We start from the raw sequence: 16,067 nt of genomic DNA on the forward strand, positions 1-16,067 counted from the left end.
TAATTTTGACTTACAACCCTTTAACGACTTCTTACGACAGTGTGTGTCGCCTTATATCCACCCCCTGAAGTGGGTGGTTTTACGGCGACTGGTGATAAAAAATAATTCTCACAGTATAACAAAAGCATTTAGCTAAATTTGAACAATATATAGGCTTGCCATATCTACGCTGCCTTTAGCTATTGGTTGCATTCGGCGTATAATCAGCTTATCAATCAGCAGACAAACCACTCCTCTAGGGGCCCTCTGGACTGCCCTGCTATTTACAACCCAGTTTATATTGTTTGGCAATTATCCCCATTTTTTTTATAAGCTCAATCTAGGCTTCGCTATGTACTCCTATACCCCTCAGACCTCTCAGCCTATTACTCATCACCACCTAGCCGTATGTGGCTCAACCAATAATGAGCTTATGCAAAGCTTGGCACAGCAGAAGATAGACAGCAATCAGCCTTACTTACTAACGGCCAGCCAACAAACAGCAGGACGAGGTCAGAGAGCCCGCACTTGGCAATCCCCCATTGGTAATATCTATCTGTCGTTATATCATCCCTTGTCAGTGCCGATATCTGGCTTACTGTCTTTGGTGGTCGGCTTTCATCTCACTCGCCTGCCCATCATTCAACAAATCAACCGTCAACGTCATGCGGTAAATCTTCCCCTTATTGGGGTGAAGTGGGCCAATGATATTGGTTACTATGCGACAAAGGATACCATCGAGAAAAACCCTGAAGGTAGTAGCTTTAGAAAGTTGGCCGGTATTTTAATTGAGCCGGTAGCGGTGGATAACAAAGTTACTGGGATCATTGTGGGGGTTGGAATAAATATTGAGGCTGCTCCTGTACTAGGCGATGTTGCCCAAGAAAGCATGGGGTATCAAGCGGTCAGCTTAACCCAAATAATTAATGAAACTGCTCAAGCCCAAACGGCTCTTAATACTAAAAACGAGAAGGCACCAAACCAGATTGCTCACAACCAAGCGGGACCATCTACTCTGAAGCTTCCCTACCCTAAAGCAGATGACTTATACCTACCTGTTAGCACCACAATTTTACGCGCCATCCATCAATTCACCAGCTTTAAATACCAAGCTTATAGCTTACCGAGCTTCATTAATGACTATCAATCAGTTAATGTGTTAGCAGGTCGTCAAGTACAAATCACCCAGCAACCTTTAAAAAACATCAATCAATCGGATTTAGAGACTGCAAAACCCGTGGTTTTACAAGGAGAGGTGATGGGTTTAAACGAAGATGGGAGTTTACAGCTTAAAACGCATTTAGAAGATAAGATTCTTAAAATATACACGGGTACCATTCGCATAATCTAAGAGGCTTCATAGGCAGGGGCCGATTATTAAAATCGTAAATTAGAAATGAGTTCTATTCATTATCGGCCAGTTGGCAGTGGGCCTCTACTGGCTGATAATACCACTCAATCTGCCTATCAAACCCCACCTCTAACAAGCTGGCCAATATCTTCCCAGTAAGCCCCCAAACCACTTCACCGTCCACTCTCCAGCAGGGCGTCTTAATGTGAACGGTTTGACCTCCCATAGTATAAGGCAATACATAATCACAAGTGGGCTCAGTGATTATCTTCTCAAAATCTCCCCAAAATATTCGGGCAATCTCCCCAAGCTCAGGAACATAAGTCACCGGTGGCTCTACCAAGGCCACGATAGGTCTGACCTCTAGTCCTTTTTTGGAGATCTGGGTGGGCAGCTGACCGATAATTTGTGCCTTACTGGGCGGCAATGCAGTTTCTTCACAGGCTTCACGTAAAGCGGTAACCACATTATTACCATCGCCTGCATCATACTTTCCTCCGGCGAAAGAGACCTCGCCGGCATGACTGCTTAAGTGTGCCGCCCTTCGAGTCAACAATATCTTGGGCTGTGGCTCATTGGTAATAAGTACCAATACCGCGGCATCAGCATTTGGTGTGGTTATCAGATGATCTAATATGGCTTTGACTCGACCAATTTCTCCTTGGCGTTCAAGCTGTTGGCTATCTGTCCTACAATCCGCTACGCTATTTTGAAACATGGCCTGTTGTACTCGCTGCGCCATTTGCCTTAGCTCAGGGTGAGCAATGTACTCCGGCAACACCACAGCCAACTCTTCAAATCGAGGAGAGTGACTGTTTTGGTATTTCATTCTTATCGCCGATGTCATTTTAGTAGAGGATTTCATAATACCTTTTTTATCATTTTCAAACAGTTAACAGACTAAGGTTAGACTAACGTATTGCCTTTAAGTATGCTATCTTGATGACTTGCACGTTTCAGTTCTTTTGTATTATTAATGATATCGAGCGTATCATAATATAGCTATAGCCCTCTTACTAAAATTAAAAAATCACAATATACAATAATAAGGACAGCCCTATGGCGTACTGTTTACAATGCGGCCACCAAGCGGAACATAAGATTCCTGATGGAGATAATAAACCCCGTTTGGTTTGTCCCAATTGTCATTATATTCACTACGAAAACCCTAAGGTTATCTGTGGTGCCATCGTCATCCATGAAGACAAAGTACTGCTTTGTCGCCGTGCGATTGAACCCAGATATGGCTATTGGACTTTGCCTGCAGGCTTTATGGAAATCGGTGAAACCATGGCACAAGGGGCAGCGCGTGAGACGATAGAAGAAGCCGATGCCGTGGCCATCAATCCCCATCTTTATTGCTTGTATGACATTCCACACATTGGCCAAATTTATGTGCTGTATCTGGCTGAGCTACAGGAAGGTAAATATGATGTAGGTCCCGAAAGTTTAGAGTGTGCCTTATTTGAAGAAGCAGATATTCCGTGGGATAACATTGCATTCGAAGCGGTCAAACGTACCTTGAAACATTATTTTAATGACCGTAAAACCACGGATGATCCGGCAAAGTTCCCGATTCATGAAGAGACCATTCCTAAAGACAAGGGCATTAAACGCTATTAAATTCAGTTATCTTAAGTGTTCACTGCAGTCTCTTTCCGCCTTATCTGGACCAAAGTCCCATGCCACTTCCCCTGCATTACTGTTCAGTACCCTACCCTATTGAAATCAATAGGGTGCTGAGCATTTTCAAGACAGTAGCCATAGTTGTTCTCTTTGCAGTCAGTAGCAGCTTGTCTCAAGCTCAACCAAACACTGATTATAAAACCATCTATAAGACTGTTGGTAAATTTGGTGAAATTAAATACTCTCAGTTTGCCCCTGAATCAAATACTAAAACAGAAACAATTCAAATGCGAAGTGATGGTAGACCCAGCCAGCCTGGACTTTTTGCTCCGATTGCTACAGAGCCAAATAGAGTCAGCTCAAATTCCACCAACAATACTACAAAAAACTCCACTGCTACCAAGACCTCCGACCCCAATGCAGCTACTCCCTCGCAATGCCAAAAGCTCAGAAATAATCTGTCTAATTTGCAACTTGGTGGTGAAGTCTATGAGTCTAAATCAGATGGCGCACACCGTTATTTAACTCCTGCCGAGGTAGCTGTTAAAATTGAGAGTACTCAAAAGCTGTTTGCGCAATATTGCAACTGATAAGCCAACAACGCTCATAAAAATTAGCGCACTTTAAACGACAAGGTCTCGTATTCAGCTAGGCTAGGGTCTGCTGTTTAAATATCTCACCCACTTTTTGTGGCATATCACTGGCTTGCACCGCCCAGGCTCCTTTAATGCGCTGTAAATTATCGCCTGCCATGGCGTGCAACATTACTGCTTGCTGTAAGCTGCGGGTACTTTTGGCTAAAGTAGACTGTGCCAGTAAGCCTGCCGCCAGACCTGATAACACATCCCCCATGCCAGCAGTGGCCATGCCAGGATTGCCTGCTGCACAGACATAGGTTTGCTCATTACTAATTACCAGAGAGCCTGCTCCTTTTAGCAGCCAACTGCCTTGATATTTACGCTGCAAGCTGGACACGGCAGCCAGCCTATCTGCTTCAACTTCGCTTGCCTCAGTGTTTAATAGCCTCGCAGCTTCCCCACTATGCGGTGTGTACCAGACCTGATGCAGCCTAGCATGCGCTATTAACTGCTCAATTAGCTGTACATCTTTATCAGCTAGGGTTGCCAAATGATACAAACCGTCGGCATCAATAATTAAATCCTTACCTTGCTCTACCGCGTGCTGCAGATATTCTTGAAACAAGCGAAGGCTTAAATCATCTCGCCCTAAGCCCATGCCTATAGCGATGACCTCACTCTGTTCAATTAACGCTTTTACCGCTTTAGTATTGTGTAAGTCCAAACTCATGGCATTTGAGACACTACCAATCAAACTGCTGTGAAAGGCGGTATGACAAGCTACTGTTAGTTTACCCACCCCTGTAGCGAAGGCGGTCATGGCGGACAAAATAGTGGCGCCCCCCATTCCTTGGGAGCCATCGACTTGATTACCGCCTATGATTAAAGCATGGCCGAAGCTGCCTTTATGAGTATTATTTTCACGCTCAATTAAGGGCGCAGCTTGATACTGTAACCAAGCGACAGGAGTCTGATTAAGAACAGTTGGTATCAACGGTATATCCACGATTTGACCACAATAATCCATCGCATCTTTGATATGTAGCCCCAGTTTTCGGGCGACTAGACACAGAGTAAAATCGGCTTTAACGGCACAGCCCGTGAAAACCTGTCCGGTGCCAGCCAGCACCCCACTCGGAATATCGACACTAACGATCGTTAACCTATCTGACCGATGGCGTTTATGCTCATTAATTAAAGCAATGGCCTCTGCATAATCATTCGCCGGTGCTCGGTCCAAACCAATACCAAATAAAGCATCGATATAAAGATCTACGTCAGTCGTATCGGCTTTATACTGTCCTTCAGCAAAGGGATAAACAACCACTCCGTCTTGTAAGGCTTGATTTCTTGCTAAGCTGGCATCGGCCGTTGATGCTTGCCCTACCTCGATAACAGATACCTTAGCCCCCCACTGATTCAAGTAATGCGCTACCAACCACCCATCACCGCCATTATTACCACTACCTACCCAGACACAAACTTTCAATGCCACAGACTCTACAGCAGGCCTGCCTTGTTCATCAAGCTTAGGATATGCTGTTGCGACAATATTTTGGTTCACCCAATGCGCAATTTGCCAAGCCGCTTGTTGCATTAATGAATAACTCACATTGCCACTATCAAACCACATTTTCTCTATGGCATAGACTTGTTGGGGGGTATACAAAGCAACGGGCTGTCTATCTTGCTGCTTATTTTCTTGGTCTACAGTATGACGTAGTGACATCTGTTAATTACTCCTATTATGAGTAGGACCTAGCCAAGAGAAGAGGGTTTTGGCGTAGGTTTTATATTTGTCTAATAATAGCTTATCATACTCCTTTATATAAGCTTCGAGTCCTCTGTCTATGCCAGATTCTACCCCTCCAGATTCATCCGCTTTTCGATCCCTTAACCCCAACCCTTTTAATGATGCTCAAGATGTCAAAAACTGGATACGTGAGCAGGCATTGGCATTAGGCTTTGCTGACTGTGGTTTTATCGGTGTCAATCACCCCGTTTTCTCGCAGCAAATGCAAGGGTTACGAGACTGGCTCGCAGCAGGACATTATGGTCAGCTCAACTTCATGGAGTTAAACCATGACAAGCGGGCCAATCCTGGTCTATTGGTAGAAGGCTCGCGCACTATTATCTCAGTACGCATGGACTATCTAGAGGCCACTCCCAAACCGCGACGTATAGAAGACAATCATCGTCCCAATCATGCCATTATTGCTCGCTACGCGCGAGGGCGTGATTATCATAAAACCATGCGTTCGCGTCTAAAACAATTGGCTCAAAAAATCGAAACTATGCTACCGCAGTGGCAACACCTAGATGTCAATGCAGACCAACCTTTTGTGTTTCGACCTTTTAGTGATTCAGCCCCTATTTTTGAACGTCCCTTAGCTGATGCTGCAGGATTGGGGTGGACGGGCAAACATACCCTATTGCTTAACAAGCAATCCGGCTCATTTTTTGTGCTAGGAGAGTTGTTTTTAAGCTTGGCATTGCCAGATGATAGCCCTGTAACTGCTCACTGTGGCAGCTGTACTGCCTGTATTGATATCTGCCCTACTAAGGCCATCATTGGCCCCTACAAGCTCAAGGCAGATGCTTGTATCTCCTATTTAACGATTGAGCACGACGGTGTTATTGACGAAAAATATAGAAGGGCCATTGGCAATCGAGTTTTTGGCTGTGATGACTGTCAGTTGATATGCCCTTGGAACCGCTATGCCAAGCTTAGCCCCATCGATGACTTTTTAGCGCGCCATAACTTAGACGACAGCTTGCTTATTGAACTATGGCAGTGGTCAGAACAAATATTCTTGGATAAAACTCAGGGCAGCCCCATACGCCGGACTGGCTACGTCAATTTCCTACGTAACCTAGCCATTGGTATCGGCAATGCTCCTTACACTGCTGACAATATAACTGCCCTTGAATCAAGGTTGGGCACACTTGGCGATGTGTTAGATGAACACATTCGTTGGGCGATTACAGAGCAACTTACCAAAGCCAATTAAGACCACAATAAAATTAGCTTAAAAAAAAGCACCTATCCAATTAGATAGGTGCTTTTTTATTCTAGCTATTTTTAAGTGCTATCACTTTTAAATGATTTGCCTTAAAAATTATGGCTTAGGAATACGAAGTACTTGGCCTGGATAGATTTTATCTGGGCTAGAAAGCATTGGCTTGTTTGCTTCAAAAATCTTGTTGTACTCATTGGCTGAACCATAAACTTCCTGAGCAATCTTAGATAAAGAATCACCAGATTTTACAGTGTACATGGTTGACTCAGGAGCATCTTGTTTAATATCGATATTATCGATAACTTTTGCTACGTTCTGAACGTTACCAATGGCGATAATTGCCTTTTCGCGGTCAGCTTGAGTCTCAGCATTACCACTGATTTCTGCAGTATCGGTGGTCGCATTGTACTTAACTTTTAGGTTAGTAATATTAAGGTTCTGCTGTTGAATGCGCTTTAATAAAAGGTTAGCAACTGACTGAGCTGATGGCTCACCTGCTGCTGGTGCTTTATTGGCATCTGCCTGTGATTCTGTTTCTTTTTTTGCATCATCACGATGAAAAATCTTGTCGCCGATATCCTTTGCAAAACTAAAAATTCCCATGAATTTCTCCTATAAATTATTGTTGATATATAAGCCACATATAATTTTAATATCTACTATTATTATTCAAAGCAACTTTTACTAAGTTTTCTACCAAGTCTTTTGTTTACGTTATTAATCCACTTAATAAACAGCTCAATGTGTGACTTACTTATAGTTGTTAGTTGTGTTGTCCACTTTTTAAGTATACTGATTACCCAGGTTATTTATTACTATACGAATGTAGATAATTGTTAAGTTTTATTGCTTTGCAAATAATCAAACCTGCTCACTACCTGATAAAATTTTAAATAAAAAAAGACCATAAATGAATTTATGGTCTTTTTTAAGGCAATCAAAATAAGGCTTAAGATTCAAGTTTTGACTTGATGTAATCTACCGCTTTTTGTACTGTGGTCAACTCATTTGAGTCATCGTCAGGAATAGTGATATCGAAATCATTTTCGAAAGTCATTACCAGCTCTACCACGTCTAAAGAGTCAGCACCTAAGTCATTGATGAATGAAGAATCATTATTAATATCATCAATATCAACGTCTAGTTGCTCAGCAACTGCTGATTTTACTTTTAATTCAATTTCTTCGCTCATAGGAATCTCCATCCTTATTTTTAGTTTAAAAACGCTTTATTTAATTTAAAACAATTTTGTAGCACTAAAGTCTAGATTAAAGTCTAAAACACGGTAATGTCAGTCCCAATCTAGCTTTTATAAATTCTGACACAGCCATTGACCAATATTTTCATTCATTGGATATGGCTGACTCGCTCATTACCTTAATTCAACTTAGGTTGTGTGTACACTTGTTTTCTGTATCTGCTGTGTATAATAGCAAAAGCCATAGACTAATTCTAATAAATTAGCCTATTACATGTACATACCACCATTAACAGGGATCACCGCACCGGTTACATAGCTGGCTTCATCACTGGCTAGATAAGAGACGGCTGCAGCCACGTCTTCTGGCTGCCCTAAACGTCCTACTGGTACTGCATCAAGCATAGAGTTAAGTAAACGCTCGTCTAACTCATCGGTCATATCTGTCTCAATTAGACCAGGCGCCACACAGTTGACGGTTACTTGTCTTGAGCCAATTTCACGGGCCAAAGTACGGCTGAAGCCTTCTACCCCGGCTTTGGTTGCCGCATAGTTAGCTTGACCAGCATTCCCCATTTCAGCCACTACAGAGGTAATATTAATGATACGACCTTTACGAGCCTTCATCATGCCTCTCATAGCGCGCTTACTCATGCGATAGATGGCGGTTAAGTTGGTATCTACCACCTTATCCCAGTCTTCATCTTTCATACGAATCAATAAGCCATCTTGTGAGATACCGGCATTGTTTACCAGCACTTGGACACTGCCATAAACGCTTTCAATTTCTTCAAACAGCTTTTCAATCTGTTCTTGATTGGTCACATCCAAAACACGACCAATGCCTCCTGCATCATGCAGATACTCATCGATGGACTGTGCCCCTTGAGGGGTAGTCGCAGTTCCAATGACGAAATGGCCTTGCTTAGCAAAACGTTTGGCAATCGCCTTGCCAATACCACGACTGGCCCCTGTCACTAAAGTAATTGTACGACTCATGGCTATTCCTCATTCAACTTCTCAAATAGTTTAGCGAGACGCTCCGGCTTATCAGTAGGATAGGTGATGATGGGGGTCTCTTGTCTTTTTGCCAAGTTACTCAATACCGTGCCGGCCCCACACTCAATAATCATATTGATATGCTTGTCGGCGAACTTCTGCATGGTCTGCGTCCATAGTACAGGATTACTTAGCTGTTCAGTCAATGCCTTTTTGATAGTAGCGATTGTTTTCTCTTGCGCAGCATGCCTATTTTGAATCACAGGAGTCTCAGGCAATTGAAACTCACACTGGGCAAGTTTTTCAGCCAAGGCATCAGTAGCGGGCTGCATTAAGGCACAATGCGAGGGTACGCTAACTTTAAGTAGCACCATTCGCTTACCCATACATTGAATATGTTGGCTAAAAATGTCAACGCCTTCTGTGTTACCTGCCACCACCACTTGACCGGGACTATTGAAATTGGCGGCACTAACAATTGCTCCCTCATTGTTGCTTTCTACTTGCTCACAAACACTGATGACCTGGCTGTTTTCCAATCCAAGTACGGCCGCCATTTTGGTGTCCACCCCTATCACCGCTTGCTGCATATACTGGCCACGATCATGAACCAATTTAATAGCATCTGCAAACTTGATGCAGCCAGCGGCACAAAGAGCACTGTACTCACCTAATGAGTGACCTGCAAAATATAAGGGCTCAAACTGTACATTTTCTTTAAGAATACGCCAAATAGCTATACTGGCAGCTAATAAGGCAGGCTGAGTGTTTTCAGTTTTTGCCAGCTCTTCTTCATCCTGACACACTGCCCATAAATCAAAACCTAACGCTTCACTGGCTTCACTAAAAGTTTGCTTTACGATTGGATATTCTTCGCTTAGCTCATTTAGCATACCTACAGTTTGCGAACCTTGGCCAGGGAATACAACCGCGATACGAAGTGGCTTATCTGGTTGACCTTGTTTTCTAACTGCTTGCGACGATTTAAATGACATTTTCAGCCTTCTTGTGCCTAAACATACTCATAAAAAAAGAGCCAAGCGCCACTAATGATATAGAGGTCATTAGTAAGGCTTAGCTCTTGTATTAAACCACAATCATTATAAATGATTGTAACTTAGTCTTCTTGGCTCGCTTTAAACAACTGACGGCCACGGTAGAAACCATCTTTAGTCATGTGATGACGACGATGTTTTTCACCAGTAGTAGCGTCGATGCTTAGCTCAGCAACTTCCATATGGTGGTGTGAACGACGCATATCACGGCGTGAGCGGCTTTTACGACTTTTTTGAACAGCCATGGGTCTTGCTCCTATTCTAAAATATGCTGTATTGATGAGGGCCCTGTATTTTATATAAACTTGGTTATAAAATACAATATGCTCACTTAGCAAAATGAGTTCTCTATTGACCTCAATAAGAGCAACTCTTATTAAAAATCAAATAGGTTTAAAATCTGGGAATAATAAACGAGGGATTATACTCGCTTTAGACAATAAAATAAAGGGGTAATACTTTACCAAGTTTAATCCGCCTAATAAATCGTTATAAAAACCGATTCAAAGTGCAGTTATAACTTTCCTTTTAAGGCTTCTAAAGCTGCAAATGGATTTTCAGGCTCTTCCTCGATAATTTCACCCACTTGCTCAACTGCCATTTCACAGTCATCATGTTTGGCAGAAAGCGGGATGTCTAATAACAGCTCGTCTTCCACTAACTTCTTCAAAGGCAGTAGTCTATCCCCTTTTTTGTTCTCTGGCTGATCGGCCAATAACTCTTCTAATAAAAGATAGTCATCTGCCTCATCAACCAAGCCTTGCTGATCCTCATATTGTAGCAATATCAGCTCGGCATCATGCGTGATATCGATACTCATAGGCGTCAAACAACGCTGACAGGTCAACCAGATATCACCAGTAAACTGCATTAACAAAGTAAGCAGCTGACCTCGCTTCATCAGCTCACATCTTAACTCGATGGGAGTGTCTTGATACGCTTCAGGAACGGTATCAACCAGTCTGCTCATCATGCGTGGTGTAATGGTGCCAGACCATACATAACCGGCATCTTCCCACTTTTCCAAGTTAACATGGTTGGGTAACTGTTGCGCGCTTTTTTCGGTATTGCTATTGGTTATAGGGTTACTCAATTTAGAATCCGTCAAGTTAGTGGACATATTATCCTGGTTGTATTTTGTCATACTTCTCTCTCATTTAAAACTGATATCGATTTAACAGCTAACAAAAAGGAGTTCAAAGACTCCTAACCGCTTTTCACCCTGCCAAACCTAGCGTACCTGTCATGGGGCATGTTTTTATTTATGACAATAACTGACGATAACTACTATAAGGTTGTCAGTATTAAATTAATTGATAGAATGGCATATCCTTTAATCTTTTATCTGAGGGCTTGGGGACACAATTACCACCCCCCTGCCTTTTTCTCTGATAGTTACCTAGGAATATCTCATATTCTATGTCTGTTATTCATTTTTCTAAGTTGCCCCTCTTTAAGCTGGCGGATTATCTAACCCATCAAGTTGTGGCACCTCTATCTTTATCACATTGCTCTGAATCCAGTGCTACTTCTCTTGATTTGCAAGCGTTTAGACAACAATGGCAGCAGTTACAACAGCTGACATCTAATGAACCTGATCAGTCAACGCCCTCCTCTGCTGAATCTATAGAGGCCCTTCAAGTGGATTGGCTAATAGACTTATTCAATACTTTGTTTTCAGCTCAAAATGTTAGGTTGGTACGCGGAGAAAGTGAACCTGAATACTTTCCCGCTACTGAAACTGCTCCGGCCCGTATTGAATTTGCGCATGGATTTTTTCAAAGTGCTTTGCACGAAATAAGTCACTGGAGCTTGGCAGGTAAGCATCGCCGCACCCTACCTGACTTTGGCTATTGGTATGCTCCTGATGGGCGTACAGAAGCCCAACAACAAGCTTTTGAACAGGTTGAAATAAAGCCTCAGGCTATTGAATGCTTATTGAGCCTGATGTGTGGCAGAAACTTCAGAGTTTCTCAAGATAACTTACATGCTAACTTTGACACCAGTCAAAGCACTTTTGAGAAAGACGTTTACAATCAAGCCAAACTCTATATCGATGTTCCACAAAACTTACCCACTGATGCAAAAACGCTGTTAACATTTCTAGCTTTTGTGTGTCATGATACTATAGACAGTTAGAGTAATAGAAAACCGTGTGGTAACACACTTCTTTGCAGCTACCAACGGCTGTTGAGACCCACTAATACTAATTAATAATAGAAACACTCTAATAATAAAACCGCTTCTAAAATATTGATAAAGCATTAATAAAAGTAAAAACAGGGAGGCATCTTATGCAAACTTTATATATTCATCCAGAAAACCCACAGCCCAGACTAATTAGCCAGGTTGTAGACGCTTTAAATCACGACCAGCTCATCGTTTATCCCACTGACACCAGTTATGCCTTTGGCTGTAAAATCGGCTCCAAGAACGCCATTGAGAAGCTAAGACTGATAAGACAACTGGATGATAAGCATCAGTTCACTCTTTTATGTCGCGACTTAAGCGAGATCGCCACTTATGCCACAGTGGACAACCAACAGTTCAAGCTTTTAAAAGCAACTACTCCAGCTCCCATAACTTTTATCTTAGATGCCACAAAAGATGTACCCAAAAAGCTATCTCATCCAAAGAAAAAGACCATAGGTATTAGAGTGCCCTCTAACCCCATCTCTCAAATGATACTTGAAGGCATGGGTGAGCCCATTTTGACCAGCTCTTTAATCCTACCTGACATGCCATTGGCTTTAGATGACCCTTTTGATATCGAAGACAAGCTCGGTAATAATATTGACATCATGATTAATGCAGGGATACTGACCACCAAGTTAACCACCATTGTCGATATGACCACCTTCCCACCAGAGCTGATTCGTCAAGGGGCTGGTGATGCCAGTCAGTTGATTGATCCATAGATATCTAGAGTTTACTATATAAACCTAATACATAGCTTGATAGCTAAATTCAACCCAATATAAATGGCGGATTAATTAAATTAATCCGCCATTTATTTTTTCTACCGAAGCCACAAGCATTTAAAGTAGACATAAGAAAACCTCAGCAACTGTATAAATCATGAAATACAAAATTTATACCGCTACTGAGGTTTCTTAATACTGATACTAGTACCAGTAAAATAACTAATAAAAATTAGTCACGGTCTACTAGTTCAACATAGGCCATTGGTGCATTGTCGCCATCACGGTTGCCACATTTGATGATACGGATGTATCCACCTGGGCGCGCTTGATAACGTGGTGCTAATGTACCAAATAACTTACCAACCATATCTTTGTTACGCATACGGCTGAATGCTAAACGGCGGTTAGCAACTGAATCTTCTTTTGCCAAAGTAATTAAAGGCTCAGCTACACGGCGAAGCTCTTTAGCTTTAGGTAATGTTGTTTTGATCAGTTCATGCTCAAACAGAGAGTTTGTCATGTTCTGGAACATTGCCTTACGATGGCTGCCGGTGCGACCCAGCTTAACTCCACTCTTACGATGTCGCATGGTCAAATATCCTTAATAGTTTAACGGCTACGATAAGAAAAACGGTCATCAACACGTAGATCCGCTGGCGGCCAGTTTTCTAGGCGCATATCCAGTTCAAGACCTTTAGACGCTAATACGTCTTTAATTTCGGTTAATGATTTCTTACCAAGGTTTGGTGTTTTAAGCAGTTCAGTTTCTGAACGCTGAACCAAATCGCCGATATAGTAAATGTTTTCAGCTTTTAAACAGTTGGCTGAGCGAACCGTTAGTTCAAGGTCATCTACTGGGCGTAATAGCACAGGATCAACCTCTTCTTTCTCTTTCACAGGCTCTGGCGCTTCTTCTGCTTCTAAATCTACAAAAATAGAGATTTGTTGCTGCAAAATAGTTGCTGCTTTGCGAATTGCTTCTTCAGGATCGATCGTACCATTGGTTTCTAATTCAATGATTAGACGGTCTAAATCCGTACGCTGTTCAACACGAGCGTTTTCAACTTGGTAAGCCACACGTGAAACTGGGCTAAAGCTAGCATCCAATTTCAAGCGACCAATGGCCTTAGTGTCACCATCTTCACGGCGAAGGTTAGCAGGCTCATAACCACGGCCCATAACCACACGTAAGCGCATTTTTAGATGACCACGGTCACCTAGCGTACCTAGAACCAAGTCAGGGTTAACAATATCAACGTTATGTGGCAGTTCGATATCTGCCGCAGTGATAATGCCTGGACCTTTTTTGTCTAGCGTTAAAAACACTTCATTTTGATCGTGCATAGTAATTGCAAGACCTTTTAGATTTAACAATAAATCCAAAACGTCTTCTTGCAGACCTTCAAGGGTTGAATATTCGTGATCTACCCCTTCAATTTCTGCTTCAATTACCGCTGCACCAGGTAACGAAGATAAAAGAATGCGACGAAGGGCATTACCTAAGGTATGCCCAAAGCCGCGTTCTAACGGCTCGAGCGTGACTTTTGCGTTGGTTTCATCAACCGCATCCACATTAATGGCATTAGGGGTCAGAAACTCAGTAGCATTTAGCATCATATTGTCACCTCGATTAGTTAATCAAATTATTGTTAGCGATTATTTAGAATACAATTCAACGATTAAGCTTTCGGTGATTTCTGCAGGTAGATCAATACGATCTGGAGCTTGCTTAAATGTACCTTGCATTTTGCTATGATCAACGTCTAACCACTCAGGGATACCACGTTGGGTAGCAAGTTCAATAGCATTCTTAATACGTAACTGTTCTTTCGCTTTTTCATGAATAGCGATTACATCGCCATCTTGAACTTGGATAGATGGAATGTTCACACGAACAAACTCATCACGACCAGCTTTTTTCAGCATAATCGCACGGTGGCTTACTAACTGACGTGCTTCAGCACGAGTTGAGCCAAAGCCCATACGATATACTACGTTGTCTAAACGACGCTCTAGCATTTGCAATAGGTGTTCACCAGTTGCGCCACGAGCACGGGCAGATTCTTTATAGTAGTTAGCGAATTGACGCTCTAAAACGCCGTACATACGCTTAACTTTTTGCTTCTCACGCAACTGTAGCGAGTATTCAGAAGCTTTATTACGAGTGTTGCCATGTTGGCCAGGTACGCGACCTGCTTTTTTAGTTTTAACGTCATAAGGCTTAACACCTGATTTTAATTGTAAATCAGTACCTTCACGACGCGACAACTTTAATTTTGGACCTATATAACGGGCCATGCTTGTGTCTCCTTGAGTTACGTCTTAATAGTAACTTGTAACGGTAATTTCGTCTTAATACACACACCGTATAATTTGCTATAAATTAAGCAAAAAATACGGTAACAATAGTTTATACGCGACGCTTTTTAGGCGGACGGCAACCGTTGTGTGGGATTGGGGTTACATCAGATATGCTGTTAATTTTATAACCTAATGCACCTAAAGCTCTTACCGCAGACTCACGACCCGGTCCTGGACCTTTAACCAGAACATCGACATTTTTCACACCATAAGTTTCTTGGGCTGCTTTACCAGCAACTTCAGCTGCAACCTGGGCTGCGAATGGTGTAGATTTACGTGAACCACGGAAGCCTTGTCCACCTGAGGTGGCCCAAGCCAATGCATTACCTTGACGATCAGTAATCGTTACAATGGTGTTATTAAAAGACGCATGAATGTGGGCTACGCCCTCGGATACCGAACGACGTGCCGTTTTTTTACGACCACGGGTGTCTTTTGCCATCTTTTAGCTTCCTAAGTTAATTATCTTTTAATTGAACGAATCGGACCCTTACGAGTACGAGCGTTGTTCTTCGTGTTTTGACCTCTTACAGGTAAGTTACGACGATGGCGGATGCCACGGTAACAACCTAAGTCGACCAAACGCTTGATATTCATTGAAACTTCACGACGTAGGTCACCCTCTGTCATGTAGTTACCAACTTCTGCACGGATAGCATCAAGCTGCGCGTCATCTAATTGACTTACTTTTGTAGTAGGTTCGATACCAACTGCTTCTAAGATCTTCTGAGCAGTAGTACGACCAATACCAAAGATATAAGTCAATGAAATCACTGCATGCTTGTTATCCGGGATGTTGACGCCGGCAATACGAGCCATTGATTTCTCTCCAGTTATGAAAAATGAGTCTTTATTATATAAAAATATTTTCAGACTTATGTTTCAGATTTTGCCATTCACTTTATTTTGTGTTTGGTAGTTTGATTTGAGACCAAAAAACCAAATAAAAGTAAGTAAACGACGGCAAGTGGCGGAT

General features: G+C 42.4%; 19 protein-coding genes. 6 read left to right on the forward strand and 13 right to left on the reverse strand.

Translation table 11 applies throughout. The features are described 5' to 3' along the window. Nucleotides 1–331: 331 nt before the first annotated feature. Entirely contained in the window at nucleotides 332–1,330 is a 999-nt protein-coding gene (locus tag A1019T_RS06885; RefSeq protein WP_077450997.1) for a biotin--[acetyl-CoA-carboxylase] ligase, read from the forward strand. A 52-nt stretch (nucleotides 1,331–1,382) separates the two neighbouring features. Here A1019T_RS06885 and A1019T_RS06890 read toward each other — a convergent pair whose 3' ends face one another. Then, nucleotides 1,383–2,195: an NUDIX hydrolase gene (locus tag A1019T_RS06890; protein ID WP_077450998.1), complete on the reverse strand. Its 813-nt coding sequence runs from the start codon at nucleotides 2,193–2,195 to the stop codon at nucleotides 1,383–1,385. A gap of 194 nt (nucleotides 2,196–2,389) precedes the next feature. On the opposite strand from A1019T_RS06890, the gene A1019T_RS06895 reads away from it, so the two are divergent. Then, the gene (locus A1019T_RS06895; protein WP_077450999.1) at nucleotides 2,390–2,953 is read left to right on the forward strand and encodes an NUDIX hydrolase; all 564 of its coding nucleotides are present in this window, start codon (nucleotides 2,390–2,392) and stop codon (nucleotides 2,951–2,953) included. A 59-nt stretch (nucleotides 2,954–3,012) separates the two neighbouring features. After that, the gene (locus A1019T_RS06900) at nucleotides 3,013–3,546 is read left to right on the forward strand and encodes a DUF3176 domain-containing protein (protein WP_077451000.1); all 534 of its coding nucleotides are present in this window, start codon (nucleotides 3,013–3,015) and stop codon (nucleotides 3,544–3,546) included. A 58-nt stretch (nucleotides 3,547–3,604) separates the two neighbouring features. On the opposite strand, the gene A1019T_RS06905 is transcribed toward A1019T_RS06900, so the two are convergent. Then, a complete protein-coding gene (locus A1019T_RS06905) occupies nucleotides 3,605–5,263 on the reverse strand; it encodes a bifunctional ADP-dependent NAD(P)H-hydrate dehydratase/NAD(P)H-hydrate epimerase (protein WP_077451001.1) in 1,659 nt (552 codons plus the stop codon). A 121-nt stretch (nucleotides 5,264–5,384) separates the two neighbouring features. Between A1019T_RS06905 and queG the strand changes: the two genes are divergently transcribed. Beyond that, a complete protein-coding gene (queG, locus tag A1019T_RS06910) occupies nucleotides 5,385–6,545 on the forward strand; it encodes a tRNA epoxyqueuosine(34) reductase QueG (protein ID WP_077451002.1) in 1,161 nt (386 codons plus the stop codon). A gap of 108 nt (nucleotides 6,546–6,653) precedes the next feature. Here the strand turns inward: queG and lysM are convergent, their stop codons facing one another. From lysM to A1019T_RS06940, 6 genes are all read right to left on the reverse strand, one after another. Next, nucleotides 6,654–7,157, reverse strand: coding sequence for a peptidoglycan-binding protein LysM (gene lysM / locus A1019T_RS06915; RefSeq protein WP_077451003.1), 504 nt, complete (start codon nucleotides 7,155–7,157; stop codon nucleotides 6,654–6,656). A 346-nt stretch (nucleotides 7,158–7,503) separates the two neighbouring features. Next, nucleotides 7,504–7,746, reverse strand: a complete 243-nt coding sequence (gene acpP, locus A1019T_RS06920; protein ID WP_037031550.1) for an acyl carrier protein — start codon at nucleotides 7,744–7,746, stop codon at nucleotides 7,504–7,506. Nucleotides 7,747–8,022: 276 nt separating this feature from the next. Next, nucleotides 8,023–8,757, reverse strand: a complete 735-nt coding sequence (fabG, locus tag A1019T_RS06925; protein WP_244156567.1) for a 3-oxoacyl-ACP reductase FabG — start codon at nucleotides 8,755–8,757, stop codon at nucleotides 8,023–8,025. After that, entirely contained in the window at nucleotides 8,754–9,746 is a 993-nt protein-coding gene (fabD, locus tag A1019T_RS06930; protein WP_077451005.1) for an ACP S-malonyltransferase, read from the reverse strand. Before fabD ends, fabG begins: the two co-directional genes overlap by 4 nt. Nucleotides 9,747–9,868: 122 nt before the next feature. Then, the gene (rpmF, locus tag A1019T_RS06935; protein ID WP_011959737.1) at nucleotides 9,869–10,051 is read right to left on the reverse strand and encodes a 50S ribosomal protein L32; all 183 of its coding nucleotides are present in this window, start codon (nucleotides 10,049–10,051) and stop codon (nucleotides 9,869–9,871) included. A 269-nt stretch (nucleotides 10,052–10,320) separates the two neighbouring features. Next, the gene (locus A1019T_RS06940; protein ID WP_244156566.1) at nucleotides 10,321–10,899 is read right to left on the reverse strand and encodes a YceD family protein; all 579 of its coding nucleotides are present in this window, start codon (nucleotides 10,897–10,899) and stop codon (nucleotides 10,321–10,323) included. Between the two features lie 326 nt (nucleotides 10,900–11,225). On the opposite strand from A1019T_RS06940, the gene A1019T_RS06945 reads away from it, so the two are divergent. Continuing rightward, nucleotides 11,226–11,945 (forward strand): elongation factor P hydroxylase, encoded by a 720-nt coding sequence (locus tag A1019T_RS06945; protein WP_077451007.1) that lies wholly within the window; start codon nucleotides 11,226–11,228, stop codon nucleotides 11,943–11,945. A gap of 155 nt (nucleotides 11,946–12,100) precedes the next feature. Further along, on the forward strand, nucleotides 12,101–12,724 hold the full coding sequence (locus A1019T_RS06950; protein WP_077451008.1) for an L-threonylcarbamoyladenylate synthase: 624 nt from the start codon (nucleotides 12,101–12,103) through the stop codon (nucleotides 12,722–12,724). Between the two features lie 235 nt (nucleotides 12,725–12,959). Here A1019T_RS06950 and rplQ read toward each other — a convergent pair whose 3' ends face one another. The 5 genes from rplQ to rpsM form a co-directional block, all read right to left on the reverse strand. After that, a complete protein-coding gene (gene rplQ, locus A1019T_RS06955) occupies nucleotides 12,960–13,319 on the reverse strand; it encodes a 50S ribosomal protein L17 (protein ID WP_007394222.1) in 360 nt (119 codons plus the stop codon). Between the two features lie 20 nt (nucleotides 13,320–13,339). Then, the gene (locus tag A1019T_RS06960) at nucleotides 13,340–14,347 is read right to left on the reverse strand and encodes a DNA-directed RNA polymerase subunit alpha (RefSeq protein WP_007394223.1); all 1,008 of its coding nucleotides are present in this window, start codon (nucleotides 14,345–14,347) and stop codon (nucleotides 13,340–13,342) included. A 39-nt stretch (nucleotides 14,348–14,386) separates the two neighbouring features. Continuing rightward, nucleotides 14,387–15,028 (reverse strand): 30S ribosomal protein S4, encoded by a 642-nt coding sequence (gene rpsD, locus A1019T_RS06965; RefSeq protein WP_007394224.1) that lies wholly within the window; start codon nucleotides 15,026–15,028, stop codon nucleotides 14,387–14,389. Nucleotides 15,029–15,140: 112 nt separating this feature from the next. Then, nucleotides 15,141–15,533, reverse strand: coding sequence for a 30S ribosomal protein S11 (gene rpsK / locus A1019T_RS06970; RefSeq protein WP_007394225.1), 393 nt, complete (start codon nucleotides 15,531–15,533; stop codon nucleotides 15,141–15,143). 20 nt (nucleotides 15,534–15,553) lie between these two features. Then, on the reverse strand, nucleotides 15,554–15,910 hold the full coding sequence (gene rpsM, locus A1019T_RS06975) for a 30S ribosomal protein S13 (RefSeq protein WP_028858236.1): 357 nt from the start codon (nucleotides 15,908–15,910) through the stop codon (nucleotides 15,554–15,556). Nucleotides 15,911–16,067 lie beyond the last annotated feature (157 nt).

The organism is Psychrobacter piechaudii (assembly GCF_900162825.1).
Classification (GTDB): Bacteria; Pseudomonadota; Gammaproteobacteria; order Pseudomonadales; family Moraxellaceae; genus Psychrobacter; species Psychrobacter piechaudii.

Coding starts and splice junctions, on each gene's coding strand:
- A1019T_RS06885 (WP_077450997.1), top strand. CDS start 332: ATGTACTCCTATACCCCTCAGACCTCTCAGCCTATTACTCATCACCAC.
- A1019T_RS06890 (WP_077450998.1), bottom strand. CDS start 2,195: ATGAAATCCTCTACTAAAATGACATCGGCGATAAGAATGAAATACCAA.
- A1019T_RS06895 (WP_077450999.1), top strand. CDS start 2,390: ATGGCGTACTGTTTACAATGCGGCCACCAAGCGGAACATAAGATTCCT.
- A1019T_RS06900 (WP_077451000.1), top strand. CDS start 3,013: ATGCCACTTCCCCTGCATTACTGTTCAGTACCCTACCCTATTGAAATC.
- A1019T_RS06905 (WP_077451001.1), bottom strand. CDS start 5,263: ATGTCACTACGTCATACTGTAGACCAAGAAAATAAGCAGCAAGATAGA.
- queG (WP_077451002.1), top strand. CDS start 5,385: ATGCCAGATTCTACCCCTCCAGATTCATCCGCTTTTCGATCCCTTAAC.
- lysM (WP_077451003.1), bottom strand. CDS start 7,157: ATGGGAATTTTTAGTTTTGCAAAGGATATCGGCGACAAGATTTTTCAT.
- acpP (WP_037031550.1), bottom strand. CDS start 7,746: ATGAGCGAAGAAATTGAATTAAAAGTAAAATCAGCAGTTGCTGAGCAA.
- fabD (WP_077451005.1), bottom strand. CDS start 9,746: ATGTCATTTAAATCGTCGCAAGCAGTTAGAAAACAAGGTCAACCAGAT.
- rpmF (WP_011959737.1), bottom strand. CDS start 10,051: ATGGCTGTTCAAAAAAGTCGTAAAAGCCGCTCACGCCGTGATATGCGT.
- A1019T_RS06945 (WP_077451007.1), top strand. CDS start 11,226: ATGTCTGTTATTCATTTTTCTAAGTTGCCCCTCTTTAAGCTGGCGGAT.
- A1019T_RS06950 (WP_077451008.1), top strand. CDS start 12,101: ATGCAAACTTTATATATTCATCCAGAAAACCCACAGCCCAGACTAATT.
- rplQ (WP_007394222.1), bottom strand. CDS start 13,319: ATGCGACATCGTAAGAGTGGAGTTAAGCTGGGTCGCACCGGCAGCCAT.
- A1019T_RS06960 (WP_007394223.1), bottom strand. CDS start 14,347: ATGATGCTAAATGCTACTGAGTTTCTGACCCCTAATGCCATTAATGTG.
- rpsD (WP_007394224.1), bottom strand. CDS start 15,028: ATGGCCCGTTATATAGGTCCAAAATTAAAGTTGTCGCGTCGTGAAGGT.
- rpsK (WP_007394225.1), bottom strand. CDS start 15,533: ATGGCAAAAGACACCCGTGGTCGTAAAAAAACGGCACGTCGTTCGGTA.
- rpsM (WP_028858236.1), bottom strand. CDS start 15,910: ATGGCTCGTATTGCCGGCGTCAACATCCCGGATAACAAGCATGCAGTG.